Origin of the sequence: Agrobacterium sp. YIC 4121 (genome assembly GCF_002008205.1) — a bacterium.
GTDB lineage: Bacteria > Pseudomonadota > Alphaproteobacteria > Rhizobiales > Rhizobiaceae > Agrobacterium > Agrobacterium leguminum.
Window position 1 is genome coordinate 18,404 of record NZ_MRDI01000001.1, and the last position, 23,840, is coordinate 42,243.

A 23,840-nucleotide genomic window follows, 5' to 3' on the forward strand; every position below is an offset into this window, starting at 1 on the left:
GAGACGGCCATGACACGGATCGCCATTGCGCTGGCGCAGGATTTTGCGGACTGGGAACCGGCGCTGCTTGCCGCCGCAGCCCGCAGTTATCTGGGCGTCGAGATCGTCTACGCTACCCCCGATGGCAGGCCGGTGACATCCATGGGCGGGCTGAATGTGACGCCTGACACATCCTATGACGCGCTTGATCCTGTTGGCATCGATGCGCTTGTCATTCCCGGCGGCTTGAGCTGGGAAAAGGGAACGGCTGTCGATCTTGGCGGGCTGGTGCACCGGTTTCACGACAGGAACCGGCTGGTTGCCGGCATCTGCGCGGCGGCAAGCGCGCTCGGTAGCACGGGCGTCCTGAACGACGTCGCCCATACCGGCAATTCGCTGGCGTCCCACAAGGCTTATGCCGTCTATAGCGGCGAGTCGCTCTACCGCGACCAGCCGAAAGCGGTCAGCGATGGCGGCATCATCACGGCCGCCGGCAGCGCGCCGGTCAGTTTCGCTGTGGAAATCCTGAAACACCTCGGCCTCTTTGGTCCGGAAGCCGAGGCGGAACTTCAGGTTTTTGCGGCGGAGCATCGCTGAGGCATAGCCGCCTCGGTTGTTTGCGCTCCCTCTACTCCCGTCATTCCCGCCTTGAGCCGGAATCCAGCCGACGCGCGTCTGCGCGGTGAAAAGAGTCCTTTCAGCCCAATGACTTGGGCTGGCTGGATCCCGGCTCAAGGCCGGGATGACGGACGTGAAAACGGCAATGATTATCGCCGATCAAGTACGCGACAAACACGCGCCGCATGATCGCCGTTCTCCCCGGCAATCGCACGGCGAATATCGCGGCTGTTCAGATGCAGGCTGCGGCCGGAGGGTGAATTCGAGCGTTTTATCTTGCTGAGCGCCGCAGCGATAAAAGCGGCCTCGTGCTCATGAAAACAGGCGATAGCCGCCTCGCGATCCGGGGTCGCCCCAAGAACCGCCTTGAAGGCAAGGCGGTGCACGGCGCAGAAAGCGCCGTGACCGGGAACGGCAAAACGCAGCGCATCGAGTTCTTCACTCCATTCCGCTGCGTCCTGCATAGTCTCAAGCCGACTGGAAGCGCTTCAGGAAAAACGCGCTCAACGTTCCGAGCAGCGCCCAGAAAACGAAGCTGGTCACGGTGGCGGCAACGATGAACTGACGCTCCAGCGGCAGCGGTGCCAGCGCATGTTCGCCTTCCGGCGGCAGGGGCGCGCCCACCACATGCGGCGCGACGATCAGCACCAGCGCCAATATGATGGCCCAGGGTTCGCGGCGGAATGCGATCAGCGCGATGCCGCCCGCGGTTGCGGCAACCGTCGAGAGCCACCAGATCTGCCGCGCCTCAAGTGCGGCAGCCGGGCTGCCCGGCAGTTCCGGCGGCAGGCCGATCATCGGGGCCAGCATGACGGCGGCAAAACCGGCAACGCCCCAGAGAAGTCCTTCGCGCCAGCCGCCATTCGTGCCACGCAGCGAAATCAGGCCGGTCAGCACCAGAGCATAACCGATGGCGGTGAGAACATTGGCGGCGACGGTGTAGGCGGTGCGCTCGAAGCCATCGGCCGGAGCCCAGGCCTCGTCATTGTGCTCATGGGCGGGAACGGCAGCACCGGGCGCCGGCGCATCATGGCTGTGGGCCGCTTCGCCGGCGCTTTCATAGGTTTCCGCCTGAAGGATGAGCGGCGTCGTGCCGAAAGCCTGCATGGCCGAAACGGCGAAACCGCCGAGGATGCCGACGAGAACGGCGGTAAAGACGATATTGCGAAAAGACGACATGCCGTTCCCCTCAATGGCAGGGGAAGGCGTTGGCATGACGCGTGTCATGCGCGGCGTTGTGAACGGCTTCCACATGGGAAAAGCCGACAAAACCGACAACGAACAGGCCAAGCACGATCGCCGTCAGCGATTGCGCGAAGCTGGTTGTTTTTGCGGAAACGGCGGCGTTGGCCGTATTCTGGTTGATGGACATGGTGACCCCTCTCCGGCGCGACCCCGCGCCTTTGGACGCGGCCGGACGGCAAAAGGCCATCGAGCCGCTACGATACACTTCACCACGGGGATACGAGACTGACACAGGGAAGCGTCGATCCCGCCACCCTGAAATTCCGCTCTTCCGGACACCCCGCCGGCATGGATATTTCCGCGATGGCAGGTCTCCTGGCTTACGGGTCAAAACCTGAAACACCTTCCCGGCATCACCCTCTCTGGAAACCCTTGGGTTCCCGGCGAGATGGCTTGCCAGTGGCATTTCGTTTCAGGCTCTCCGCTCACAGTTGCGGGGGCAGCCACGAATGAGGATTTCTCCCTATCGTGTTCCCTTTTCACCTTCCGGAACGCCCGGAAGGAACCATCACAGGATTGTTATCCGATGGGCGGGGTCGGGAGTCAATGGTGGGCCTGATTTCGAACTGCACGCCGTCGCCTCCACCTCCGTCACCCCGGACTAGATCCGGGGTCCAGCGCGATCAAGTCCTTGATCGCGAGAGACTCTTCTCACGGCGCAGACGCGCCGTGGCTGGATGCCGGATCTGGTCCGGCATGACGGCTGAGGGTTACCGCGACGGTATGGCCTTCAGATAGGCGGCAATTGCATCGCGGTCTTCAGGCGTCAGATGCGCCATGTTCTGCTGCACTTTGACCATGGAGCCGCCGACGCTGTCGAATTCCGGGGTGAAGCCGTTTTCCAGATAGCTGGCAATATCGGCCTCGGCCCAGCTGCCGATGCTTTGCGAGCCGGGGGTAATGTCGGGAATGCGGCCCTCGCCTTCCGGGTTGGGACCGCCCGCCAGCCATTTGTCTTTCACGAAACCGCCAAGCGCGTTGCGCGGTGTGTGGCATTCGCCGCAATGGCCCGGCCCTTCCACCAGATATTGGCCGCGCAGCAATTCAGCATTGGCATTGGCAAGCTCCACGCGGGGCCGCGCTGCGGGGTCGAAATAAAGGAATTTCCAGCCGCCCAGCGCCATGCGCAGATTGAAGGGGAACGGCAACTCGTGATCCGGCGCATCGTTCTGGCTGGCCGGCAGGGCCTTCAGATAACCGAAGAGATCGTTGATGTCCTTCTGCGTCATGCGGGCATAGGAGGCATAGGGAAAGGACGGGTAGAGATGTTCGCCGTTCCTGCCCACACCGCGCGTCATCGCATCGCCGAATTCCGCCAGCGTCCAGCCGCCGATGCCATGCTGCGGATCGGAGGAAATATTGGGGACATGGAAGGTGCCGAAGGGGCTTTTCAGCGCCTGCCCGCCCGAAAGCGTCAACAGCGCCTCGCCTTTCGCATCGGGTGCGGCATGGCAGCTTGCGCAGCCGCCCGCCCAGAACAGCGTTTCGCCATTGGCCAGATCCGGTTCGCCCAGGCTGACCCAGTGGCTGGGCGCCTGCCGCTGAGGCGCGGTGACCCAGGCGAATATGCCGTAGCCCGCAATGGCCGCGACGACGGCCCCGCCCACGAGTTTCGTCCAGATGGAGGACATGCCCCTCTCCCCATTCTCACCTGATCCGGTCAGATGTCTTTCGTGCCTGAGAAAACGCCGCCGGTAAGCGGCGTTTCCAAAGTGCTGCGATTATTTCTTCAGACGATAGGTCTGATGGCAGGTGCCGCAATCGGCGCCCAGCGTCTTCATGGCGGTGGCGACGCCCGCCTGATCGGTGGGGAGATTGGCGAGAACCATGTCCGCATCCGTGCCGAGCTTGGCGGCCTTGGCCTTGAAGTCGTCGAAATTTTCCCAGATGGCGGGGGCCGCCGCACTGCCGGTCTCGGTGCCGGGGGGGAACTGGTCCGGGAAAGCCTTGGCGTTGGTGCCGATGGTGGTTACGGCAGTCTTGACGGTATCGGCGTCGAAGGGCTTTTCGCCCTTGGATATGGCGGCAAGCGAACCCATCGCCCCACCGATCTGCTTCATCATGCCTTCACGTTTTTCGACTTCGCCGGCAGCGTAGACCGCTCCGGCGCAAAGACAGCCGAATAGCATGGCCGCGGTAATGGTTTTCAGTTTCATGCAACTCTCCTTGATTCCGGCCGGGACACCGGGCGCTAGATGGAACGGCGCGAGGATGCCCTTTCCGGATGGCGAAAAGAAGTCACATTGCGGTGAATTCCATCGTGAAAACAGAAGCCTAAGACAGGGCCTCCCACAATGTCAGCAGCGCTGCGGCAATCAGCATGAAACCGGCGGCGCGGCCGATGAAGATCGTGGCGGCGGGCGAAGAAACCAGCCATGCCCGGCTTTTATCCGCCGTCAGCGCCAGCGCGCCGTAAACCGTGAACTGCGTGACCGCCACCATCGCGCCCATCACCAGCCCCTGCATCCAGATCGGACCATAGGCCGGTTTGAGGAATTGCGGATAGATCGCCATCATGAACAGATAGGCTTTCGGGTTGGAAAGGCAGGTCAGCACCGCCCGCCAGAAGGCTTTTCTGACCGAAGCGCTCGCCTGCGCCTCATCGCCGTTCACGACAATCGCGCTGCGCATCAGGCCGGCACCGATCCAGATCATATAGGCCGCCCCGAAAACCAGAAGCGGCAGGAACAGCGACGGCATCCAGGCGGCCAGCATTCCGACGCCCAGGGCGCCGTAAAGCGAATGCACGATGCCGCCGGCGCTCATGCCGCTTGCAGCGGAAAGGCCGGTTCTCTTGCCGCCCGTCAGTGCGCTTGCCAGCACGAACAGCATGTCCATGCCCGGCAGGATGATGATGCCGAACAGGACCAGAAAGAAAAGCCAGAGATTTTCGGCGTAACTCATGTCAGTATCTCCCAAAACGGTTCACGACACATTCGGGAAATCCCATGTTTCTCAATGTGTTTCTCCGTTTATAGGAAAAGCCAACTGACAGCGTTGTGTCAGTTGCGTAGGGAAATCCACCGGGAAAACGGTAATGCGCAAGGCGTCGAGACTGTTCGAGATCATCCAGATTCTGCGGGTGGCGCGCAGGCCTGTCACCGCGCAGACGATTGCCGAGGCGCTGGAAGTGACGGTGCGCTCTGTCTATCGCGACATAGCAGCGCTTCAGACCATGCGCGTGCCCATCGAAGGGGAACGCGGCGTCGGTTATATCCTGCGTCCCGGCTTCAACCTGCCACCGTTGATGTTTTCCATCGAAGAGACGGAGGCGATCGTGCTGGCGCTCGCCATGATCGCCCGCACCGGCGATAGCGAGTTGCGGCAGGCGGCAAGGCAGGTCAGCGACAAGATCGCCGCCTCCCTGCCCGAACCCCTGTCGAAAACCCTCTCCGCCAATGCCCTGCATGCCTGGGGCAGCATCGCGCCCTCCCCCGCCGGCGTCGATCTTGCGACGGTCCGGCGGGCGGTGCGCGACGAGGAGAAGCTGGAGATCACCTATCGCGATGAAGCCGGCGCGCAAACGCAGCGGCAGGTTCGGCCGATTGCGGTGATCTATTATTCGGAGACGGTGAATATCGTCGTCTGGTGCGAATTGCGGCAGGCGATTCGCAATTTCCGTTCGGACCGGGTGCTGAGCTGCGAAACGACCGGCAGCTTCTTCAAGCTGGAAGGCGAAAAGCTGCGGCAATTGTGGATGAGCGGCTGGCAGAGCAACCAGCCGCCAATCCCCTATTCACAGCCGTAAAAGGCGATCCTCCTCGCGCCCAAAACCGCGAATGACGATCCGGTCGGCAAAGACATCGGCAATCGCGAAGGTGTTCTGGTCTGGCGTATCGACCATGCCCTTGAAGTTCACGAAGTGGGTATTGCCCAGCACACCGTAATTGCCCTCGTGATTATGGCCATTGAACCACGCGACGACCGAGGGGTGGGAGCCGAGAAGCTCAAGGATGCGAGGCGCGTCCCACATATTGTGGGCGTTTTCGGGATAGACAGGATAGTGGCAGAGAACGATCACTTTTTCGCCTGCCGCATCCGCCCTTTGCAGGACGGCCCGCAGCCATTCGAACTGCTCGTCGCTGAGCGAGGCGTTCCAGTCCTGCGCATTGATTGCGCCGGCATCCGCAAGGTGCTTCAACCGATCTGCGGCAAGCGCCCGACGCGGATCGCCGGGCGGCGGCGCGAAAAGGCTGACCTCATTGCCGTCAAGCACGACGAAGCGGATGTCGCCGATGGAAAAATCATGCCAGGGGGCGGACATGCCGAGGCGGGCGTGGATAGTCGGCAAATGCTCGGCGGCGACGGCGAAATCGTGATTGCCCGGCAGCAGCACCGAGCGGTGGCGAAGCCCGTCGTAAACGGCAAGGATCGCATCGAAGTTTTCGAAGCCGCGATCGATGATATCGCCGAGCGTCACCACGAAGGCCAATTCCTCGCGGTTGAAGGCGTCGATCGCGTCTGCGAGCTTTTTCGGGCTCTCGGCGTAATAACGGCCCATTTCCGGACGGGGAGCGGCATCGGCATATTGGGGATCGGCGACAATGCCGAAGGAGAAGAGAGGCGTGGTTTTTTCAGTCATGATGCGCCGCGATAAACCCGGCGGATGACAGGCTTGTGACAATAAAATCCGACAGGCCGCATCGCCCTATCACAAATGCAAAACACCCGGCTTGAAGCCGGGCGTCTCAAGTGTGTGGATATTTCCACTGTCGTCATGCTCGGGCCTGTCCCGAGCATCTGCCACGTCGCGTTTTGAGAGACGGAGCAGATCCTCGGCACAAGGCCGAGGATGACGTCGCGCGGGAGGAGGCTGCTTCGATCAGCAACGACGCATTCCGCGCAAGCCTTACTTGGCGGCGGCTTCGTAACGCTCCAGGACGTAGTCCCAGTTGATGAGGTTATCGACGAAGGCTTCGAGGTACTTCGGACGCAGGTTGCGGTAGTCGATGTAGTAGGAGTGTTCCCAGACATCGACGCCGAGGATGGGATCGGCACCATGAACCAGCGGGTTTTCGCCATTCGGGGTCTTGGAAATTTCAAGCTTGCCGTTCTTGACGGAGAGCCATGCCCAGCCGGAGCCGAACTGCGTGGTGCCGGCAGCGATGAAATCGGCCTTGAACTTGTCGTAACCGCCGAGATCGGAGGCGAATGCCTGCTCGAGCTTGCCAGGCAGCTTGTTGCCGCCGCCGCCCTTCTTCATCCACTTCCAGAAATGGACGTGGTTGTAATGCTGGGCAGCATTGTTGAAGAGACCGGCATTGGTGCCAAAGGACTTCTTCACGACTTCTTCGAGCGACAGGTCGGAAAGACCTGCTTCGGCCGCCAGCTTGTTGCCGTTGTCGACATATGCCTTGTGGTGCTTGTCGTGATGGAACTCGAGCGTCTCGCGCGACATGTAGGGTGCAAGCGCGTCGTAGTCGTAGGGGAGTTCGGGAAGTTCGAAGGCCATGGTTTTTACTCCTTTTTGCAGCGGGTTACCGCTCCTAGAAACCGTGTGAGCGGACCATAGGAGCGAACCTCTGTTTGGGCAACCTGCGAAATATCAAAATGTTCCGACAAAAGAGAAAATTCCTCCCCGCGCGGCCGCCACCACATTTGTTTCACAACCCTGGCGTACCGTTTTCCACCCTATCGGTTCGCTTTTGCCGAGATTGCAGGAAGGAAATTCATGACCCGTCCGATCCCCCGCACCATCCTCCTCCTTGCGGCCTTCTCGTCGCTTACTCTCCCCGCCGCCGCATCGTCGGATGACGCCTGGAAGGAGTTCGTGGCGGATGTGCAGACGGCCTGCCTTGCCGGCGCCAAGGACATGATCGAGGACGCGAAGGCCGTGGTCGATCCGGTCGGCAGCGAGAATTACGGCCTCGCAATTCTTACCGGCAAGGCCAAACTCGCCGGGAAGAGTGGGGGCGCGGATGCGACCGTCAGCCATATCTGCGTCTATGACAAGAAGACCAAGGCCGTGGAGCTGGGCAGCGAGCTTTCCGGCGATACGCTGAAGGTGGAAATACCCGGCTCCACCAAGCCCTGACCGTTCAAAAGCGCGGTGTGGTGTCGCCCTCGCCCAGCGCACGCTGCATCAGCACCGTATCCAGCCATTGGCCATGTTTCCAGCCGATGGATTTGAAGGTGCCGACATGTTCGAAACCGGCGGCGCGGTGCACGCCGATCGAGGCGGCATTGGCCGAATCGCCGATGACGGCGATCATCTGCCGGAAGCCGCGTGCCGTCGCCGCCTCGATCAACGCCTCGAGCAGCTTGCGGCCGATGCCCATGCCCTTCATACCCGGATCGATATAAACGGAATTCTCCACCGCCGCGCCATAGGCCGGGCGCGGGCGATAGGCGCCGGCATAGGCATATCCGGCTATCTTTCCATCGCATTCGGCGACGAGATAGGGGTAATTGCCCTCCACCAGAAGGCGGCGGCGCTCGAGCATCATCTCCGCGCTTGGCGGATCGATCTCGAAGCTAGCGCGGCCGTGCAGAACGGCGTCCCGGTAGATTTCGGCAATGGCTGGAATATCCGCCTCTTCGCAAGGGCGGATCGTAAGGCTGGAAACGGTGGAAAGGGTCATTCTCTTGTCCTGCGGATCATTCACGCCGTCATTGTGCATTGCGGCGCAGCCAAAATAAAGATTATCTATCTTATACAAACGATAAGGTTTTCTTTGATGATGGACCTCGATCTGCGGCAGCTACGCAGCTTCATGGATGTGGCCGATCTCGGCAGTTTTTCCGCCGCCGCCGACAAGGCGGGGCTGACGCAGCCGGCCATCAGCCTGCATATAAGGCTGCTTGAAAAACAGCTCGGCGTGCGGCTGATCGAAAGGGTCGGCAGGCGCGCGCAGCCGACGGCGGCGGGGCGCGACTTTCTCATCCATGCAAGGCGGATTGCCGAAGAAGTGGCGCATGCCATCGATACCGTTGCGCCGCATCGCAGCGGGGTGACGGGACGCCTGCGCATCGGCACCGGCGCCACCGCCTGCATCTATCTGCTGCCGCCGGTGCTGGGGAAAATCCGGCAGGCCATGCCCGGCATCGAGATCGTCGTGCAGACCGGCAATACCCACGATATCCTCCGGCTTCTGGAGGCCAATACCATCGATGCGGCCGTGGTGGCCCTGCCCGCCAGCGGCCGCAGCCTCGATATCAGCGATATCCATCTCGACGAGCTGGTCGCGGTTTTCCCGCAAGGCTCCGTCTCTGACGCAACGGCGCTCAACGCCGAGACGCTTTCGGCGCGGCCGCTGCTGCTTTACGAGGGCGGCAATACGCGCCGGCTGGCGGATCAATGGTTTTCGGCAAGCGGCCGCACCGTGCAGCCCGCCATGGAACTGGGCAGCGTCGAGGCGATCAAGAAGCTCGCAGGTGCGGGCCTTGGCCTTGCCATCGTGCCGCGCATGGCGATGGAGCATGAAGGTGCCGCATCCGGGCTCGAATGGCGCTCGCTCGAACCGCCGCTTGAACGGCGGATCGCGCTGGCGATGCGACGCGACAAACATATGACCGCGCCGCTGCGGGCGCTTGCCGCTGCGCTGCCGGATGTGCGGAAAGGATGAGGCCCGCGCTGGCTGCGAGGGCAGGCCTCGACTTGTTGACGAAAAGGCCCCGTACTCTCTCCTCCGTCATGCCGGACTTGATCCGGCATCCAGCCACGGCGCGTCTGCGCCGTGAAGAGAGTCTTTCGCGATCAAGGACTTGATCGCGCTGGACCCCGGATCAAGTCCGGGGTGACGGAGCGCATAATCAAGCCTCCACCACATACGTTCAGTCCATGAGGTTCGTTCTCAAAACTCCGTCCACTCATCCCCCTTCACGGCCAGCGCCGCATTGCCGCGTGCAGCAACGGGGCGAGCCTTCCGCGCCGGTGCGACCGGTGCGACCGGTGCAACCGGTGCGGCGGGCGCGTGGGCCGGGCTTGCGGCGCGCTGCATATGCCGTGCCGTTTCCCGCAATGCGGAGCTTTGCTGGCCGAGCTGGAATTGCGCAAGCAGGGCGTGAAGGTTCGTGCATTCCTGTGCAAGACCCGCACCGGCCGCATTCATTTCCTCCACCATCGCGGCATTCTGCTGCGTGGCCTGATCCATGTGGTTGACGGCCGTATTGACCTCGGAAAGGCCTGCCGACTGCTCCTGCGCCGCCGTGGCGATGGCGTCCATATGGGTGTTGACGGAAAGCACCAGCTGCTCGATCTCGGAAAGGCCGACGCCGGTATCGGCCACCAGCTTCACGCCTTCACCCACCGCAACGGCTGACGCGGTGATGAGTTGCTTGATTTCCTTGGCGGCATTGGCGGAGCGCTGCGCCAGTTCTCGCACTTCCTGTGCGACGACGGCGAAGCCCTTACCCGCATCGCCCGCCCTTGCCGCCTCGACGCCGGCGTTCAGCGCCAGAAGGTTGGTCTGGAAGGCAATTTCGTCGATGACGCCGATGATCTGGCCGATCTGGCGCGAGGAATGTTCGATGCGCTCCATGGCGGCGACGGCATCGCGCACCACCTTGCCGGAAAGATCGGCCTTTGTCCTTGCCTCACGCACCGTGTCGCGCGCATCGCTCGCCCGTTTGGAGGTGGCGGAAACATTGGCGGTGATCTCTTCCAGCGCCGCGGCGGTTTCTTCAAGAGAAGCAGCCTGCTGTTCGGTGCGGCGGGAAAGATCGTCGGATGCGGAGGATACCTCGTGGGCGCCGCCGTTCACGGTCTGCACGGACTGGCCAACGCTTGTGAGCGCTTCGCGCAGCTGATGCACGGAGCTGTTGAAATCGTGCCGCAGCGTCTCGAATTGCGGCGCAAACGGCGTGGCGATCTCGCAGACCATATCCCCGGAGGCAAGCCGGCGAAGACCGCCAGCCAGCGACCCCGTGGCCTGATTGAGACGCTCTTCGGCCTCGGCCTCGGCGCGCTGCTGCAGCTCGATACGGTCACGCTCGGCCTGCTCGCGGTTGCCGACGGCTTCGTCCTCAAGCTGCCGGTTGCGGATGGCCGCTTCGCGGAAGATTTCCACGGCGCGGGCCATCTCGCCGATCTCGTCGCCGCGTTTTGCGCCGGGCACATCGATGGTCAGGTTGCCGGTGGACAATTCCATCATCGCCTTTGTCAGGCGGCTGATGGGACGGGTGACGCGGCCGACGATGACGGCAAGGCAGAGAATGCAGACGCCAAGCGTGAGGATGAACGCGGCGAGATAGATCATCGCGCCGATAAAGGCGTCCTGTCTGGCCTTTTCGGCATTGGCGTTGAGAACATCCATCGCTTCTGAGGCGATTTTCGCGACCGTATCGAGGTTCGCGGTGACCGTATTGCGCCATGTATCGATGGTGAAGGCAGGCGTGCGGCCGTTGTTCAGATCGTCTATCAGCTTTGCGCGCTGCGTGACGAAATCACCCTTGAAATAGGTCCTGTCGGCAACGGCGTAGATATCCTTCAGCGCCTGCGGCGTCGATTCATGCGCGACGAGGTCGCCGGTGGCTTTCCAGGCAAAGGCCGCGCCGGCATCGAAATTACCGAGCTGCTGGGTTTCCTGCGGGGTCAGCGGCCGCTGCTGGGCCACGACCGCATTGATGACAACGGTGGCGCTGCCGCCGAGCGCACGCGCCGACCAGCCATAGGACCGCAACTGGATGAGGCCGGTCAGGCTCTGGTCCAGCGAGCGAACCTCACCTTCCACCGCCGTCGAGCCGGCTTCGAGCGCCGTCAGGAAATCCTGACCGAGCGCCAGCACGGTCTTGTCCAGCCCGTTTTCACGACGGTCGAGTGGCAGGGTGACGTTGGCGTCAACCTTTTTGCGCAGTTCCAGGAATTGCGTGTAGATATCCTTCACGCGGGCAAGCGGGGCCTTGAGGCCAGCCTGATCGAGCGCGGCGGCCTGTTCGAGAAAGGCCCCCATGGCGGCGTCCACCTTCTGGCGCGACGCCTGCACGCTGGCGATAGTGTTGGCCGTCTTCGCCGGGTCGACCGTCAGCGCCGAGGCGCTGTTCCCGCGTTCACTGCGAAAGTTCAGCAAGGCGTTGAAAAGCAGCCTGTCCAGCGAAACGAGCTGCGCCACCTCCGAAAAGCTGCGGGCACGCTGCACGGACTGCAACATGCCGTTGCCCACGAAGCCCGCCAGCGCGATGCCGATGAGCAGAAAAAATCCCACAAGTATATTGCGTATGCTGAAAGACATTTGGCGGCCCCCAATAGCCCGGATCGATAATGCCGCAAGCTAGCGTGTGGTCCTCTAAAATTGGATTAAATTCCCCCTGAATTTTTATGGGAAATAATTCGGTTCAAAACAAAAGGCCGCAGCAGGGATGAGCCTGCCGCGGCCTCTTGAAACTATGGGTTTTACTCGACCTTAAACGTCCGCGCCGAGACGCGCCCAGTCCATATAGAGATCGAGCGCCTTGCGGGCGACGGGGCCTGCCTGCAATTCACGATCATCGAGCTTCACGACGGGCGAAACCTTGGAATAATTGCCGGAGCAGAAGATTTCATCGGCCTCGCGGAAATCCTCGACCGAAAGCGTCGCTTCCCGCACGTCGAAACCGGCCTGGCGCAGAAGGCCGATCACGCGCGAACGGGTGATGCCGGCAAGGAAGGTGCGGTTCGGAACCGGGGTAAGGACAACGCCGTCCTTGACCATGAAGATGTTGGCCGAAGCGGACTCGGCGACATTGCCGTTCATGTCGCGCATCAGGGCATTGTCGAAACCGCGCGAGCGCGCTTCCAGAATGGCGCGGCCGCTATTGGGGTAAAGGCTGCCGGCCTTTGCGTCGGTCATGGCGGTTTCCGGCGAAGGGCGGCGCAGCGGCGAGACGGTGAGCGTCAGCGGCTTGCCGGCATCCATCGGCGCTTCGAAAAGGCAAAGCGCAAACCTGGTGGAGCTGGCATCGGGCGCCACGACGCTGCCGGGCATGCCGTGTTCGGCCCAATACATCGGCTTGATGTAGATCGCCATCTTGCCGTCGAATTTCTTGACGCCTTCGAGTGCCAGGGACTCGATCTCCTCGGCCGTCATGGTCGGCTTCATGCCCATATTGACGGCGGAGCGATTGATACGCTGGCAGTGCAGATCGAGATCGGGCGCGACACCATCGAACCAGCGCGCACCGTCGAACACCGTGGAGGCCAGCCACATGGCATGCGAGGTCGGGCCGATGAGCGGCGGATTGCCGGGCAGCCATTGACCGTCAACATAGGTCCAGGTGGTTGATCGGGGTGCGGTATCGACGCTCATGGTGGTCTCCTGTCTCGAGCGTTTTCGTTCGGTAAAAACGCTCCGTCTTTTTTGTTCTGATGCATTGCCGGATGAAGAGCGCTGCGCGCTCTCAACGGGGCATGTGCTGGAAATCGGCCGGAGTGAATGCCTCTCCCTGGACGAGGTCAAGTTTTAATTGCAGCGATTTCTGATTTTGATGGAAAATAACAAAGTGATGGCCCGGTGAGCACGTTTTATGAGGCGAAACAAAAGGTTGATGAATAGGTTCATCACAATAATTCATGCATCGGACGATAGCGGCGCGATTTGCCCCATGCGATGCTGGCGATCTGACGGCATTTTGCAGGAGGAAAATCATGGCATGGTCCGCCCAACAATATCTGAAATTCGAAGACGAGCGGACGCGCCCCGCGCGGGATCTTCTGGCGCAGGTGCCGCTGGAGCGGGTGCTGAACGGCTATGACCTCGGCTGCGGCCCCGGCAATTCCACCGAGCTTCTGACCGACCGTTACGGCGTCAATGTCATTACCGGCATCGACAGCGATGACGACATGCTGGAAAAGGCGGCGGACCGGCTGCCGACCACGCGCTTCGGCAAGGCCGATCTTTCCCAGTGGAAGCCAGCGCAGAAGGCAGACCTGCTTTACGCCAATGCCGTGTTCCAATGGGTGCCGGATCATCTCACCGTTCTTTCGCAACTGATGGACCAGCTGGAAAGCGGCGGCGTTCTGGCCGTTCAGATGCCCGACAATCTGCAGGAGCCGACGCATCGCGCCATGGAGGAGACCGGGACGAACGGTTCCTGGAAGGATAGGTTTTCAGATGGCAGTCTGCGCCGCAAACCTCTGCCCGCGCCTTCGGATTATTTCGATGCGCTGACGCCGAAATCCGCGCGGGTGGATGTGTGGCACACCATCTATAATCATCCGATGAAGGACGCGGAAAGCATCGTCGAATGGGTCAAGGGCACGGGGCTGCGCCCCTATCTCACCGCCGCCGGCGAGGAAAACCGCGAAGCCTTCCTCGCCGACTATACGCGGCGCATCAAGGCGGCCTATCCGCCGATGGCGGACGGCCGCCTGCTTCTGCGCTTTCCCCGCCTTTTTGTGGTGGCGGTGAAGAAGTAGCTTCAGCCCGCGAAAGCATAGACCCGGAGACGATGATTGTCGGGGTCGGCGGCGGTAAAGGTGTAGCCGAATTCCATGCCTGCCGGCTGCTGCAGCATGTCGATGCCCGTCGCCTTCCAATCCGCAAAAATCTCGTCCACCCGCGCCGCGTTTTCAACGCGGAAGGCAAGCTCGCCGCCGCCGCCCGTAACGGATGCTTTCGGCTCCACGGTGTGCCGCGACCAGAGGCCGAGCTTCATGCCGTTCTGAAGCACGAAGAGCGCGAATGTCGGCGAGGCTTCGACCGGCTCCGCACCCAGCAGCTCCTTGTAAAATTCGGTGCTGGCCGGCGGGTTGTCGACGTAAAGGATGGTGAAATCGGGGTGGGTCATGGCTGTTCTCCTGTGTTGCGGATAAACGATGTCTAGCCCCTGCTGCTGTCAGTTTTTGTCAGCATGATGCCGCCGCCGCTGTTTTTCCCTTTCGCGCCATTCTTTCAACAAGGCCTGGCGGCGGCGCGGATAACGGCTGTCGAGAGGGCGGAAATCTTCGATGCGGTCGGCCCGGAAACTGCGGTAGTCCTGCCGTGTCTCGCACCAGCCAAGCACCACCCGCACCAGATCGAAAAAGGCGAGCGCGAAGGGCCAGATCACCCGTTCCGTCACCTCTCCCTTTTCATCGCGATAGGTGATGACGACCCTGCTTTCCTTACGGATCGTATCGCGAATGGCGGCCAGATCGACATGGATGGCGGCAAGGCCCTGCCCCGGACCGACGAGCAGGGTGGAATGATCGAGTTCCTCGCGCAGGGTATCGGGAAGCACGGCGCCGATCTTCACGAGGGCGGCGCGGGCGGCCTCCGCCAATCCCGCGTCGGCACGGCCCGCCACCCAGCGCGAGCCGAGCACCAGCGCCTCGATTTCCTGCTGCGAAAACATCAGCGGCGGCAACAGGAAACCGGGGCGCAGCACATAACCCACGCCAGCCTCCCCTTCGATATCCGCGCCCTGCGCCTGAAGCGTCGCTATATCGCGGTAGAGCGTGCGCAGGCTGACGCCGGTTTGCGCGGCAAGGGCCGCGCCGCTGACCGGCATGCGGTGGGAGCGCAGGATCTGCAACAGATCGAGAAGCCGTTGTGAGCGTGACACGCGATATTTCCTTCCATCCGTATATTTAAATCCATACCGCGATATGATCTTCTGCAGCCGACTGTTATCGCCGCGCCTGACCGCCCGCAATGGCGTGGATGGTGATCGCGTCGAAACTGTTGAAACCGATCGCGCAGATACCAGTTAATGAAAGACGGCTTCCCCACCCGGCATCCCGCGCCGGCCGTGTTTTCAGCAAACAGGAGAGACATCCCATGTATGACGTCAGCGCGAATGGCGCGAATATTCCCGCCCTCGGTTTCGGCACCTTCCGCATTCCGGAAGACGATGTCAGGCGCATTCTGCCGGAAGCACTGAAACTCGGCTTCCGCCATGTCGATACTGCGCAGATTTACAAGAACGAAGGCGCGGTCGGCGAGGTCATCGCGCAATCGGGCATTTCCCGGCACGATATATTTCTCACCACCAAGGTCTGGGTGGACCGCTTCCGCCACGACGATTTTCTCGCTTCCGTCGATGAAAGCCTTGCGAAGCTGAAGACCGACTATGTCGATCTGCTGCTGCTGCACTGGCCGAAGAGCGATGTGCCGCTTGCCGAGCGCATGGGCGCGTTGAACGCGGTGCGCAAGGCCGGCAAGGCGCGCAATATCGGCATTTCCAACTTCAATGTGGCGCTGACCGAAGAGGCGGTGAAACTGTCCGACACGCCGCTTGCCACCAACCAGATTGAATATCACCCCTATCTCGACCAGACGAAGGTGATTTCGGCCGCGCGCAAGCACGGAATGTCGGTGACGGCCTATTATCTGATGGCCGATGGCAAGGTGCCGAACGATCCCGTGCTGAAGGATATCGGCGCAAAACACGGCAAGACCGCCGCGCAGGTGACCCTGCGCTGGGCGGTGCAGCAGCCGGATATCGTGGCGCTTTCCAAGACGGCGACGGAAAGCCGCCTCAAGGAGAATTTCGATGTTTTCGATTTCGCGCTGACGGAAGAGGAAATGCGGGCGATCCACGCGCTGGCCAGACCGAATGGCCGCATCGTCAATCCCGGCCACCTCGCGCCCGATTGGGACGACTGAGGCGGCCTTCCCTCCGCTCTGGTCTCATCGCTCGGTCAGGGCCAGCTTCGCACCCAGCACCACGAAAGCGGCGGCGAAGCTGCGCCGCAGCCACGCGAGGACCGCCGGGCGCGACACCACCTGCCGCCGGACCGAGGCGGCGAAACAGCCATATAGCGCAAACACCAGAAACGTCATGGCCATGAAGATCAGCCCTAGATCGATCATGCGCCGTGTCGGCAAAGCCTCATCCGGTGCGATGAACTGCGGCAGGAAAGCGAAAAAGAAGATCGACAGTTTCGGGTTCAGCAAATTGATGAGGATCGCCTCGCCGATGATGCGGGCGGCCTTGCGGGGCTCCCTCGTATCGTCGATCTTCAGCGCACCGTCCTCCCGCAGCGTGTTCCACGCCATGTAAAGGAGGTAGGCGACCCCCAGATATTTGACGATGCCGAAGGCGAGCGCGCTGGTGTGCAGGATGGCGGCAAGGCCGGTGATGGCGGCGAGCAGATGCGGCACGATGCCAAGCGTGCAGCCGAAGGCAGCAATGATGCTCGCCCTCGCCCCCTGCGAAAGACCGGCGGCGAGCGTGTAGACCACGCCGGTTCCGGGAGAGGCGGCGACGATGAGGGATGTGATGAGGAATTCGGGTGTCATGGTGCGGGTGCGTCCTGTGGGGTGGAGGACAGCAGCATGAGGGTGCGTGGGGCGGGTGTCTTGGATGAAATTGCAGCGCCACATCCGCACACCGTCACCCGAGCCGGGGTCCAGCGTGGTCAAGTCCTTGACCACGAAAGACTCCTTTCACGGCGCAGACGCGCCGTGGCTGGATGCCGGATCTAGTCCGGCATGACGGAAGAGAGCGACGATCCGCCACCTGTCGCCGCCCGGTAAACCGCCGGCGTAACCCCGAATTGCCGCACGAAGAACCGGTTCAGATGGCTCTGGTCGGCAAAACCGGCGGCAAAGGCCGCCTCGGCGGGCGGCGTGCCTCTGGCCAGTGCATGGCGTGCCGCATGGACGCGCCGCTGGAGAAGATAGCTGTGCGGCGTGAGCCCGGTCGCCCGGGCGAAAGCGCGCAGGAAGCGAAACTGGCTCATGCCGGCCTCTGCGGCGAGATCGGCGAGGCGGAACGGCCGGCAGGGCTCGTCGTCGATGTGGCTTTTCGCCCGCCTTATATTCTCGGGTGCGGCGATTTCGCCCGGCTTCGCCGCCGTCTCCATCGCGCCCGCCAGAAGCGTCAGCAGGGTCTCGTCGAAACGAAGGGTTTCGCCCGGCCGTTCCCTTGCCGTCATGGCTGCGAAGACAGCGTTGAACCGCTTCGCCAGCGGCCTGATATCCACGGGATAGGCAAATTCGAACGCGCCGCGATCCGTCTCGCCGATATCGGCAATGGCGTCGCGGACGATATCGATGTCGAGATAGAGCATCCGCCAGGCGCGGCCGCCCTCCCCGAGCGGAATACCGTCATGCACCTCGCCCGGATTGACGGTGATGAGATGGCCGGCGCTCGCTTCCACCATGCCGCGGCCGGAGAGCGATTTCTGCGCCCCGCGTTCGATAAGACCGATGCCGAACTGATCGTGCATGTGGCGCGGAAAGGAACGGTCGCTATCCGCCGCCACGGCGACGACACCGGGCAGAATGGTTTTCGGCATCAGGAACCGGCCTTGGGCCATGACAGCGCGCGCTCCGCAGATTAGAGCGCGACGCTATCACAGGATGCCCAGTCGAGACAGATGCGGCGTTTACGGATGCATATGATTGATCATGGCGAAGACCTGATCGAAATTGCCGTTCTGCGCGGCGAAACGCAGCGGCTTGCAGCGTTCCACCACCACTTCCTTCTCATCCGGGCGATTTTCAAGAATATCCATCACCTCGGAAATGAAGGCGTCGAGCGGCATGGCCCTTTCGTCGCTCGCCTGCCCCTCGCCCATCAACGTCGTCTGCACATAGGGCGGCACGATTTCGATGACCTCCACCGGCGTTTCCTTCAGCTGCTCGCGCAGCGCGACCGAATAGGCATGGATGGCCGATTTGGTGGCGCTGTAGGTGGGCGTCAGCACCATGGGCACAAAAGCGAGGCCGGAAGAAACCGTCAGAACCGTGGCGGCAGGCTGTTTTAGGAAATGCGGCAATAGCGCCGCCGTCAGGCGAATGGGTGCTAGAAGATTGGTGGCGATGGTTTCTTCGGCCGTGTCGAGATAATCCGGTGCTGCGGCGATGTCTTCCGGCCGCATGATGCCGGCATTGTTGATGACGGCGTTGAGGGTCGGATGGGCCTTTACCAGAGCTTCGGCAAACGCGCGGATGCCTGCGGCGTCCGTCGCGTCCATCACCATCGAGGCCATGCCGGGGTTAGCGGCCGTCACCTCGTCGAGCACGGCCTTGCGGCGGCCGGAAATGATGACCCGGTTGCCGGCCTTGTGAAACGCCTCCGCCAGCGCCCGGCCGATGCCGGAACCGCCGCCGGTGATGAGAATGGTGTTATCAGCGATTTTCATTGGAACATCCTTTGCTTGTTGGCTGAAAGGAAGTTAGCTATTATACTCTCCAATCGAAAGTAGGCACCCAAAAGATTTATACTTACCAAAAGGAGAGTGTAAGATGAAACGGCACCCCGCCGACCCGGCCATCGAAAGCCGGCGCAAGGTTCCGCCGCCCGCGGATACCGATCCGGCAATAGAGGCGCTGGTTCAGGACATCATTGCCAAGGTGGCCGACAAATGGACGATGCTCATTCTGGAAGTGCTGGAAGAGCATGGCACGCTGCGCTTCACGCAGATCGGCAGGCTGGTCGGCAATATCAGCCAGAAGATGCTGACGAAAACGCTGCGGCAGATGGAAAGCGACGGGCTGGTGCGCCGCACCGTGCATCCCGTTATTCCGCCGCATGTGGATTACGGCCTGACGAACCTCGGCCGCACGCTGGGGAGCGCCTTTTGCGGCGTTTGGATATGGGCGGAAACGCACCATGCCGAAATAGAAGAGGCGCGGCGCCTGTTCAACGAACAGCCGCCGCGCCCCGCTATGGAGTAGTTTCGCCTCAGGCGAACTGGCTGAGGCCCGGAACCGAGGCGATCACCTGATCGACAACCTCATCACCCGCATGCTGGCGGGCAACGGAGATGGTTTCCTTGGCGAGCGTGGAAATCTCGCTCATGCCGAGGCCCTGGCTCATCAGTTGCTGGCCCAGCCCCATGATGCCGCCGCCGCCGATCGCGCTCATCAGGCCGCCGAGCAGACCGCCGCCGCCGGCACCTTCGCCATTATATTGCGCCACCAGTTCGCTGGCGCCGGGTATGGCTTCGATCATGCGGGCGATCGGGCCGTCTGCAGCCTCGCGCTGGAGAAAACCGAGAATCATGCCAATGGCCTTTTCGGCCAGTTCGGGGCTTATTCCCGCCTTCTCGGCGATCTGGCTTACGACTTCGTTCATTCTTGCCTCCTGTTGAAAAACGACGCCAACATCGAATAACTGACGTTAACGTCAACGTAAAACAATATCATGCCGCATTCAAGCGGCCAGGGTCAGGTGCGGCAACTTTCATCAAGCGGTTTTTATTCATCGCCATCAAGCAGTTGTTGCGCCTTGAAACTGTCCTTATAAGATCATCACAACCAAGCTATGAAAAGGCCGCTATCGTCAGAAGTGGCCGCAACATGGTAGTGACGTTTTAAATTCGGAGATGACTTTTGCGAAATCCATCGCGATTTTAAGGGTCATGCACCAGCCGCAGGAGAAAATGGTCGATGTTGCAGGACGGACAGCTCTATATCGGGACCAGCCGCAATCCGGACGACAGCCTGAACAAGGGCGAATATCTGGAGCTGAAATTCGGCAACCGCCACGGCCTCATCACCGGCGCGACGGGAACGGGCAAGACCGTGACGTTGCAGGTTCTGGCCGAAGGTTTTTCCAAGGCCGGTGTGCCGGTTTTCTGCGCCGACATCAAGGGCGACCTTTCCGGCATCGCCGCGCAGGGCGAAGCCAAGGACTGGGTGCAGAAACGCGCCGAGCAGATTGGCTTCACCGATTTTGCTTATGGCAAATCGCCGGTGATCTTCTGGGATCTCTACGGTGAAAAAGGCCATCGCGTGCGCGCCACCATCGCCGAAATGGGGCCGCTGCTGCTTGCCCGGTTGATGGATGCTTCGGAAGCGCAGGAAGGCGTGCTCAACATCGCCTTCAAGATTGCCGATCAGGGCGGACTGCCGCTGCTCGATCTGAAAGACCTGCAATCGCTCCTGAACTATATGGGCGAAAACGCAACCGAGCTTTCCAACCAGTTCGGCCTGATTTCCAAGGCCTCGGTCGGTTCGCTGCAGCGCGGGCTGCTGGTTCTGGAACAGCAGGGCGCGGCGAATTTCTTCGGCGAACCGGCGCTGAAGATCGCCGACATCATGCGTGTGGGCACGGATGGGCGCGGCACGATTTCTGTTCTCGCCGCCGACCGGCTGATGATGAACCCGCGCCTTTACGCCACCTTCCTGCTCTGGATGCTTTCGGAACTGTTCGAAGAGCTGCCGGAAGTAGGCGACCCGGAAAAGCCGCGTCTGGTGTTCTTCTTCGACGAGGCGCATCTGCTCTTCAACGATGCGCCGCGGGTGCTGGTGGAACGTGTGGAACAGGTGGTGCGGCTTATCCGCTCCAAGGGCGTGGGCGTCTATTTCGTGACGCAGAACCCGCTCGACGTGCCGGAAACCGTTCTCGCCCAGCTCGGCAATCGCGTGCAGCACGCGCTTCGCGCCTATACGCCGCGCGAGCAGAAGGCGGTGCGCACCGCGGCCGACACCTTCCGGCAGAACCCGGCCTTCAACACCGCCGACACCATCACCACGCTCGGCACCGGTGAGGCGCTGATTTCCACCCTGCACGACAAGGGCGCTCCCTCCATCGTCGAGCGCACGCTGGTACGTCCGCCATCCGGCCGTGTCGGGCCGCTCACCGATGCGGAGCGCAAGTCCCTGATCGATGTGAGCCCCGTCGCCGGGCAATATGACAAGGATATCGACCGGGAATCGGCCTTCGAAATCCTCGCCGCCCGCGCCCAGAAGGCTGCCGATGCAGAAGCTGCCAGACGCGCGGAAGAAGAAAACGCCGCCAGCCAGTCCGAGAGCGCGTCCGGCCGCTGGCGCCTGCCCGGCTTCGGCGATGAAGAACCCGCACCGGCCTCCACCGGCTCGCGCAATGGCGGCGCACGCAAGACCGGATACCAGCGCGAAACGGTGATCGAGGCGGCGATGAAAAGCGCGGCCCGCTCGGTTGCAACCTCGGTCGGCCGCGCCATCGTGCGCGGGATTCTCGGTAGTTTGAAGCGATAAAACAGATACGCCGCCCGCCCTCGATGGGGCGGGCGGCGCTTGATTGGCGGGACTTACTTCTGGCGATAGAAGATCATGCCGCCGTGATAAAGCACATCGTCGACGAATTCGCCGTCGGCGGTGAAGCCGGTATCGTCCCAATAGTCGATATGGTTTCCCTTCACCTCATACCGTCCCTGATAGGCGCTTTTGCGGTTGCCCCGCGCCTCGTCATACCGGCCATTGGGCAGAAGTTCCTGGCGAATGTGGCCATCGCCGGTGACCCACATGCCGATATAGGGGTGGTTCCGAGTTTGCGACGTTTCGGTCATATTCACGTCCATGGCGTTGCTCGTTTTGCTGGAGCCGGTATCGGTGGAAGCCGTTGCGAGCAGAAGCGCAACGGATGTCGAAACAATGTTCATTGCCAATCCTCCTTAAGCGGCGGTGGGTCGCACGACGATTTCATTGACGTCCACATCGTCGGGTTGCTCGATGGCGTAGCGCACCGCGCGGCCGATGGCGTCGGGCTTCAGGGCGATGGCCCGATAGGTCTGCATCAGTTCCGCAGCAGCTGGATCGGTGATGGTGTGGGCAAGTTCGCTTTCCACCACGCCGGGGTGAATGCAGGTCACACGCAGGTCGCGGTTTTCCTGCCGCAACCCGTCCGAAATCGCCCGCACGGCAAATTTCGTGGCGCAATAGACGGCCGCCGTTGGCGAAACGGCGAGCGCACCGATGGAGGCGATGTTGATGATGTGGCCGGAAGCGCGGGTGGTCATCTCGGGCAGAACGGCGGCGACGCCATAAAGCACGCCCTTGATGTTGACGTCGATCATGCGGTCCCATTCGTCGACCTTTAGGGACGACATCAGCGACAACGGCATGATGCCGGCATTGTTGACAATGACGTCGACCTGCCCGAAAGCCTTGCGCCCCGCCTCCGCAAAGGCCTCGACGCTCTGTCTGTCGGTCACGTTCAGCGGCTGGATGACGACCTCGGCGCCATTCCCGCGCAATTCTTCGGCAAGCACCTGCAAGCGGTCCATGCGGCGCGCACCCAGCACCAGCTTCGCCCCGGCGGCGGCCAGTTCCCTTGCGATACCCTCACCGATCCCGCTCGATGCACCTGTGATGAGAACGACTTTGTTCAATGTCATGGCTTTCTCCTTGGTGTTATGGCCGGCTTTTCTGGAAGCGGCCATTGCGGAGAAGATAAAGCTTGGGCATTGTCGTGATAACCGCCTCAATCATAACCTCAATGAGTAGAATTTCTAACCAATGAATATCGATCTCAACGCGCTTTCGACATTCTGCATGGTTGCCGAGGAGCGCAACTTTCGCGCCGTTGCAGACAGGCTCGGCGTAACCCGCTCCGCCGTCAGCCAGACCATCCGCAAGCTTGAAGAAACGATGGGAATAGCGCTGGTGCAGCGCACGACGCGCAGCGTCAGCCTGACGGAAGCGGGACAGCAGCTTTATGCGGATGTCTCGCCATCCATCGGCACTCTCGTTGAGGCTGCCAATGCCGCGTCGTCCCTGAGCGGCGCCGTGCGCGGGCAGTTGCGGCTTGCGGTGTCCTCGATAGCCGAGCGCTTTTTATCCGGACCATTGCTTGCGCGCTTTGCGGAAATACATCCCGAAGTGCAGCTCGATATCGTCGTGACGGACGAGGAATTCGATATCGTCGCCGAGCACTACGATGCCGGCGTGCGTCTTGGAGAACTGATCGCGCAGGACATGATTGCGGTTCCGGTTTCCGCGCCGCAACGACAGCTCGCCGTCTGCTCGCCGCGCTATCGGGACCGCTTCGGCCTGCCGGCGCAGCCCCGCGAATTGATAGGACACAGGTGTATCGGCTGGCGAGCCCGTCCGGGTGTGGCGCCATACAGGTGGGAATTTGCGGAAAACGGCCGCGAATTTGCAGTGGCGGTGGAGCCGGCCTTCACCACCAACGACATGCAGCTGATGATCAAGCTGGCCTGCGCCGGTGCGGGCATCACCTTCGGTATGGAAGAGACGTTCCGCCCCTATCTGGAAAGCGGGCAGCTCGTTTCCATGCTGGAAGACCACTCCCCGAGCTTTGCTGGATTTTATCTCTATTATCCCAGCCGCCGCAATCTTGCGCCGAAGCTGCGCGCCTTCATCGATCACGTCCGCCTGTCGAGAGAGCGGTAATCTGCCGGAGCGAGCCCCGGCAGACCGTTAGAA

28 protein-coding genes and 1 riboswitch are annotated in these 23,840 nt (G+C 61.7%); of the genes, 9 read left to right on the top strand and 19 right to left on the bottom strand.

Features of this window, described 5'->3' with window-relative positions; genetic code table 11:
- Positions 1–9: 9 nt before the first annotated feature.
- On the top strand, positions 10–576 hold the full coding sequence (locus tag BTE54_RS00115; RefSeq protein WP_078051087.1) for a type 1 glutamine amidotransferase family protein: 567 nt from the start codon (positions 10–12) through the stop codon (positions 574–576).
- A 170-nt stretch (positions 577–746) separates the two neighbouring features.
- Here BTE54_RS00115 and BTE54_RS00120 read toward each other — a convergent pair whose 3' ends face one another.
- The 6 genes from BTE54_RS00120 to BTE54_RS00145 all read right to left on the bottom strand — a co-directional run bounded on the left by BTE54_RS00120 (position 747) and on the right by BTE54_RS00145 (position 4,746).
- Positions 747–1,061, bottom strand: coding sequence for a hypothetical protein (locus tag BTE54_RS00120; protein WP_078051088.1), 315 nt, complete (start codon positions 1,059–1,061; stop codon positions 747–749).
- Positions 1,062–1,065: 4 nt separating this feature from the next.
- Positions 1,066–1,776 carry a CbtA family protein gene (locus tag BTE54_RS00125; RefSeq protein WP_078051089.1) on the bottom strand — a complete coding sequence of 237 codons (711 nt, stop codon included), beginning with the start codon at positions 1,774–1,776 and terminating at the stop codon, positions 1,066–1,068.
- A gap of 10 nt (positions 1,777–1,786) precedes the next feature.
- Positions 1,787–1,969 carry a CbtB domain-containing protein gene (locus tag BTE54_RS00130; RefSeq protein ID WP_003522264.1) on the bottom strand — a complete coding sequence of 61 codons (183 nt, stop codon included), beginning with the start codon at positions 1,967–1,969 and terminating at the stop codon, positions 1,787–1,789.
- Between the two features lie 160 nt (positions 1,970–2,129).
- A riboswitch (cobalamin riboswitch) is annotated at positions 2,130–2,367 on the bottom strand.
- A 185-nt stretch (positions 2,368–2,552) separates the two neighbouring features.
- Positions 2,553–3,473 carry a cytochrome c gene (locus BTE54_RS00135; protein ID WP_078051090.1) on the bottom strand — a complete coding sequence of 307 codons (921 nt, stop codon included), beginning with the start codon at positions 3,471–3,473 and terminating at the stop codon, positions 2,553–2,555.
- Positions 3,474–3,563: 90 nt separating this feature from the next.
- Entirely contained in the window at positions 3,564–3,998 is a 435-nt protein-coding gene (locus BTE54_RS00140) for a cytochrome c (protein WP_161988022.1), read from the bottom strand.
- Between the two features lie 118 nt (positions 3,999–4,116).
- Positions 4,117–4,746: a LysE family translocator gene (locus BTE54_RS00145; protein WP_078051091.1), complete on the bottom strand. Its 630-nt coding sequence runs from the start codon at positions 4,744–4,746 to the stop codon at positions 4,117–4,119.
- Between the two features lie 133 nt (positions 4,747–4,879).
- On the opposite strand from BTE54_RS00145, the gene BTE54_RS00150 reads away from it, so the two are divergent.
- Positions 4,880–5,590, top strand: a complete 711-nt coding sequence (locus tag BTE54_RS00150) for a YafY family protein (RefSeq protein ID WP_078051092.1) — start codon at positions 4,880–4,882, stop codon at positions 5,588–5,590.
- Here BTE54_RS00150 and BTE54_RS00155 read toward each other — a convergent pair.
- Complete coding sequence (locus BTE54_RS00155) at positions 5,579–6,424, bottom strand: metallophosphoesterase (RefSeq protein WP_078051093.1); 846 nt, start codon at positions 6,422–6,424, stop codon at positions 5,579–5,581. The genes BTE54_RS00150 and BTE54_RS00155 overlap by 12 nt on opposite strands.
- A 267-nt stretch (positions 6,425–6,691) precedes the next feature.
- Positions 6,692–7,294, bottom strand: a complete 603-nt coding sequence (locus BTE54_RS00160) for a superoxide dismutase (protein WP_003522258.1) — start codon at positions 7,292–7,294, stop codon at positions 6,692–6,694.
- A gap of 219 nt (positions 7,295–7,513) precedes the next feature.
- Between BTE54_RS00160 and BTE54_RS00165 the strand changes: the two genes are divergently transcribed.
- Positions 7,514–7,876, top strand: a complete 363-nt coding sequence (locus tag BTE54_RS00165; protein WP_078051094.1) for a hypothetical protein — start codon at positions 7,514–7,516, stop codon at positions 7,874–7,876.
- 4 nt (positions 7,877–7,880) lie between these two features.
- On the opposite strand, the gene BTE54_RS00170 is transcribed toward BTE54_RS00165, so the two are convergent.
- A complete protein-coding gene (locus tag BTE54_RS00170) occupies positions 7,881–8,423 on the bottom strand; it encodes a GNAT family N-acetyltransferase (protein ID WP_078051471.1) in 543 nt (180 codons plus the stop codon).
- A gap of 96 nt (positions 8,424–8,519) precedes the next feature.
- Between BTE54_RS00170 and BTE54_RS00175 the strand changes: the two genes are divergently transcribed.
- Positions 8,520–9,407 carry a LysR family transcriptional regulator gene (locus tag BTE54_RS00175; RefSeq protein WP_078051095.1) on the top strand — a complete coding sequence of 296 codons (888 nt, stop codon included), beginning with the start codon at positions 8,520–8,522 and terminating at the stop codon, positions 9,405–9,407.
- Positions 9,408–9,635: 228 nt separating this feature from the next.
- Here BTE54_RS00175 and BTE54_RS00180 read toward each other — a convergent pair whose 3' ends face one another.
- Both BTE54_RS00180 and BTE54_RS00185 read right to left on the bottom strand, forming a co-directional pair.
- Positions 9,636–12,011 (bottom strand): HAMP domain-containing methyl-accepting chemotaxis protein, encoded by a 2,376-nt coding sequence (locus tag BTE54_RS00180; RefSeq protein WP_078051096.1) that lies wholly within the window; start codon positions 12,009–12,011, stop codon positions 9,636–9,638.
- Between the two features lie 171 nt (positions 12,012–12,182).
- A complete protein-coding gene (locus BTE54_RS00185; RefSeq protein WP_078051097.1) occupies positions 12,183–13,064 on the bottom strand; it encodes a branched-chain amino acid aminotransferase in 882 nt (293 codons plus the stop codon).
- A 338-nt stretch (positions 13,065–13,402) separates the two neighbouring features.
- On the opposite strand from BTE54_RS00185, the gene tam reads away from it, so the two are divergent.
- Positions 13,403–14,173 (top strand): trans-aconitate 2-methyltransferase, encoded by a 771-nt coding sequence (gene tam, locus BTE54_RS00190; RefSeq protein WP_078051098.1) that lies wholly within the window; start codon positions 13,403–13,405, stop codon positions 14,171–14,173.
- A 2-nt stretch (positions 14,174–14,175) separates the two neighbouring features.
- On the opposite strand, the gene BTE54_RS00195 is transcribed toward tam, so the two are convergent.
- A complete protein-coding gene (locus BTE54_RS00195; protein WP_078051099.1) occupies positions 14,176–14,544 on the bottom strand; it encodes a VOC family protein in 369 nt (122 codons plus the stop codon).
- 48 nt (positions 14,545–14,592) lie between these two features.
- The gene (locus tag BTE54_RS00200) at positions 14,593–15,300 is read right to left on the bottom strand and encodes a YafY family protein (protein WP_078051100.1); all 708 of its coding nucleotides are present in this window, start codon (positions 15,298–15,300) and stop codon (positions 14,593–14,595) included.
- Between the two features lie 215 nt (positions 15,301–15,515).
- Here BTE54_RS00200 and BTE54_RS00205 point away from each other — a divergent pair, with 215 nt between their 5' ends.
- Positions 15,516–16,343 carry an aldo/keto reductase gene (locus tag BTE54_RS00205; RefSeq protein WP_078051101.1) on the top strand — a complete coding sequence of 276 codons (828 nt, stop codon included), beginning with the start codon at positions 15,516–15,518 and terminating at the stop codon, positions 16,341–16,343.
- Between the two features lie 24 nt (positions 16,344–16,367).
- Here BTE54_RS00205 and BTE54_RS00210 read toward each other — a convergent pair whose 3' ends face one another.
- From BTE54_RS00210 to BTE54_RS00220, 3 genes are all read right to left on the bottom strand, one after another.
- Positions 16,368–16,979 (bottom strand): LysE family translocator, encoded by a 612-nt coding sequence (locus tag BTE54_RS00210; protein WP_078051102.1) that lies wholly within the window; start codon positions 16,977–16,979, stop codon positions 16,368–16,370.
- A 182-nt stretch (positions 16,980–17,161) separates the two neighbouring features.
- Positions 17,162–18,001, bottom strand: a complete 840-nt coding sequence (locus tag BTE54_RS00215; RefSeq protein ID WP_078051103.1) for an AraC family transcriptional regulator — start codon at positions 17,999–18,001, stop codon at positions 17,162–17,164.
- Positions 18,002–18,070: 69 nt separating this feature from the next.
- Positions 18,071–18,829 carry an SDR family oxidoreductase gene (locus tag BTE54_RS00220; protein WP_059753982.1) on the bottom strand — a complete coding sequence of 253 codons (759 nt, stop codon included), beginning with the start codon at positions 18,827–18,829 and terminating at the stop codon, positions 18,071–18,073.
- Between the two features lie 103 nt (positions 18,830–18,932).
- Between BTE54_RS00220 and BTE54_RS00225 the strand changes: the two genes are divergently transcribed.
- Positions 18,933–19,364 carry a helix-turn-helix domain-containing protein gene (locus BTE54_RS00225; RefSeq protein WP_065654255.1) on the top strand — a complete coding sequence of 144 codons (432 nt, stop codon included), beginning with the start codon at positions 18,933–18,935 and terminating at the stop codon, positions 19,362–19,364.
- Between the two features lie 7 nt (positions 19,365–19,371).
- Here BTE54_RS00225 and BTE54_RS00230 read toward each other — a convergent pair whose 3' ends face one another.
- Entirely contained in the window at positions 19,372–19,764 is a 393-nt protein-coding gene (locus tag BTE54_RS00230; RefSeq protein WP_065654256.1) for a hypothetical protein, read from the bottom strand.
- A gap of 314 nt (positions 19,765–20,078) precedes the next feature.
- On the opposite strand from BTE54_RS00230, the gene BTE54_RS00235 reads away from it, so the two are divergent.
- Entirely contained in the window at positions 20,079–21,650 is a 1,572-nt protein-coding gene (locus tag BTE54_RS00235; RefSeq protein WP_078051104.1) for a helicase HerA-like C-terminal domain-containing protein, read from the top strand.
- 53 nt (positions 21,651–21,703) lie between these two features.
- On the opposite strand, the gene BTE54_RS00240 is transcribed toward BTE54_RS00235, so the two are convergent.
- Entirely contained in the window at positions 21,704–22,054 is a 351-nt protein-coding gene (locus tag BTE54_RS00240; protein ID WP_078051105.1) for an Atu4866 domain-containing protein, read from the bottom strand.
- 12 nt (positions 22,055–22,066) lie between these two features.
- Positions 22,067–22,789, bottom strand: a complete 723-nt coding sequence (locus BTE54_RS00245) for an SDR family oxidoreductase (RefSeq protein WP_078051106.1) — start codon at positions 22,787–22,789, stop codon at positions 22,067–22,069.
- A gap of 121 nt (positions 22,790–22,910) precedes the next feature.
- On the opposite strand from BTE54_RS00245, the gene BTE54_RS00250 reads away from it, so the two are divergent.
- The gene (locus tag BTE54_RS00250) at positions 22,911–23,807 is read left to right on the top strand and encodes a LysR family transcriptional regulator (protein WP_078051107.1); all 897 of its coding nucleotides are present in this window, start codon (positions 22,911–22,913) and stop codon (positions 23,805–23,807) included.
- Positions 23,808–23,840 lie beyond the last annotated feature (33 nt).

Coding starts and splice junctions, on each gene's coding strand:
- BTE54_RS00160 (WP_003522258.1), bottom strand. CDS start 7,294: ATGGCCTTCGAACTTCCCGAACTCCCCTACGACTACGACGCGCTTGCA.
- BTE54_RS00245 (WP_078051106.1), bottom strand. CDS start 22,789: ATGACATTGAACAAAGTCGTTCTCATCACAGGTGCATCGAGCGGGATC.
- BTE54_RS00145 (WP_078051091.1), bottom strand. CDS start 4,746: ATGAGTTACGCCGAAAATCTCTGGCTTTTCTTTCTGGTCCTGTTCGGC.
- BTE54_RS00120 (WP_078051088.1), bottom strand. CDS start 1,061: ATGCAGGACGCAGCGGAATGGAGTGAAGAACTCGATGCGCTGCGTTTT.
- BTE54_RS00185 (WP_078051097.1), bottom strand. CDS start 13,064: ATGAGCGTCGATACCGCACCCCGATCAACCACCTGGACCTATGTTGAC.
- BTE54_RS00235 (WP_078051104.1), top strand. CDS start 20,079: ATGTTGCAGGACGGACAGCTCTATATCGGGACCAGCCGCAATCCGGAC.
- BTE54_RS00140 (WP_161988022.1), bottom strand. CDS start 3,998: ATGAAACTGAAAACCATTACCGCGGCCATGCTATTCGGCTGTCTTTGC.
- BTE54_RS00165 (WP_078051094.1), top strand. CDS start 7,514: ATGACCCGTCCGATCCCCCGCACCATCCTCCTCCTTGCGGCCTTCTCG.
- tam (WP_078051098.1), top strand. CDS start 13,403: ATGGCATGGTCCGCCCAACAATATCTGAAATTCGAAGACGAGCGGACG.
- BTE54_RS00150 (WP_078051092.1), top strand. CDS start 4,880: ATGCGCAAGGCGTCGAGACTGTTCGAGATCATCCAGATTCTGCGGGTG.
- BTE54_RS00215 (WP_078051103.1), bottom strand. CDS start 18,001: ATGGCCCAAGGCCGGTTCCTGATGCCGAAAACCATTCTGCCCGGTGTC.
- BTE54_RS00130 (WP_003522264.1), bottom strand. CDS start 1,969: ATGTCCATCAACCAGAATACGGCCAACGCCGCCGTTTCCGCAAAAACA.
- BTE54_RS00250 (WP_078051107.1), top strand. CDS start 22,911: ATGAATATCGATCTCAACGCGCTTTCGACATTCTGCATGGTTGCCGAG.
- BTE54_RS00155 (WP_078051093.1), bottom strand. CDS start 6,424: ATGACTGAAAAAACCACGCCTCTCTTCTCCTTCGGCATTGTCGCCGAT.
- BTE54_RS00240 (WP_078051105.1), bottom strand. CDS start 22,054: ATGAACATTGTTTCGACATCCGTTGCGCTTCTGCTCGCAACGGCTTCC.
- BTE54_RS00210 (WP_078051102.1), bottom strand. CDS start 16,979: ATGACACCCGAATTCCTCATCACATCCCTCATCGTCGCCGCCTCTCCC.
- BTE54_RS00135 (WP_078051090.1), bottom strand. CDS start 3,473: ATGTCCTCCATCTGGACGAAACTCGTGGGCGGGGCCGTCGTCGCGGCC.
- BTE54_RS00205 (WP_078051101.1), top strand. CDS start 15,516: ATGTATGACGTCAGCGCGAATGGCGCGAATATTCCCGCCCTCGGTTTC.
- BTE54_RS00230 (WP_065654256.1), bottom strand. CDS start 19,764: ATGAACGAAGTCGTAAGCCAGATCGCCGAGAAGGCGGGAATAAGCCCC.
- BTE54_RS00170 (WP_078051471.1), bottom strand. CDS start 8,423: ATGACCCTTTCCACCGTTTCCAGCCTTACGATCCGCCCTTGCGAAGAG.
- BTE54_RS00195 (WP_078051099.1), bottom strand. CDS start 14,544: ATGACCCACCCCGATTTCACCATCCTTTACGTCGACAACCCGCCGGCC.
- BTE54_RS00180 (WP_078051096.1), bottom strand. CDS start 12,011: ATGTCTTTCAGCATACGCAATATACTTGTGGGATTTTTTCTGCTCATC.
- BTE54_RS00125 (WP_078051089.1), bottom strand. CDS start 1,776: ATGTCGTCTTTTCGCAATATCGTCTTTACCGCCGTTCTCGTCGGCATC.
- BTE54_RS00115 (WP_078051087.1), top strand. CDS start 10: ATGACACGGATCGCCATTGCGCTGGCGCAGGATTTTGCGGACTGGGAA.
- BTE54_RS00225 (WP_065654255.1), top strand. CDS start 18,933: ATGAAACGGCACCCCGCCGACCCGGCCATCGAAAGCCGGCGCAAGGTT.
- BTE54_RS00220 (WP_059753982.1), bottom strand. CDS start 18,829: ATGAAAATCGCTGATAACACCATTCTCATCACCGGCGGCGGTTCCGGC.
- BTE54_RS00175 (WP_078051095.1), top strand. CDS start 8,520: ATGATGGACCTCGATCTGCGGCAGCTACGCAGCTTCATGGATGTGGCC.